Source organism: Arthrobacter sp. 01N444, assembly GCF_056399305.1.
Genome location: NZ_JBFTRB010000049.1, coordinates 1 through 442, shown reverse-complemented (window position 1 = coordinate 442; position 442 = coordinate 1). Strand labels below are relative to the sequence as shown.

Sequence of the window (442 nt, the reverse complement as noted above, 5' to 3'; positions counted from 1 at the left end):
GCGAGGACTAACGACTCGTGAAGCTGACCGGTACTAATAGGCCGATAACTTACACCACACACTCTTCCCGTGAACGGATTCAAAAGACGTTCACACCAGGGAAGGGTACAAAGAAACAAGACTGCTTGCGTCCACTATGTGGTTCCCAACCAACAAACCCGTCACCGACGGCACTGTTGCGACAGGAACAAAACCACAACAAAATAACAACACCACAGCTGCATTCGCTGCAGCGGCCATGTTGTAACCACAGATTTCCCCACCCCCGCCAGGCGGGCCGGTGGCGGAGCAAGGGTTACGGCGGTCATAGCGTGGGGGAAACGCCCGGTCCCATCCCGAACCCGGAAGCTAAGACCCACAGCGCCGATGGTACTGCACCCGGGAGGGTGTGGGAGAGTAGGTCACCGCCGGAACACCATTAACGGTCGAGGACCCCCACCAC

General features: G+C 57.7%; 1 rRNA gene. It reads left to right on the top strand.

The features are described 5' to 3' along the window. Positions 1 to 296: 296 nt before the first annotated feature. A 5S ribosomal RNA gene (gene rrf / locus AC1DKN_RS21040) occupies positions 297 to 413 on the top strand. Positions 414 to 442: the final 29 nt, after the last annotated feature.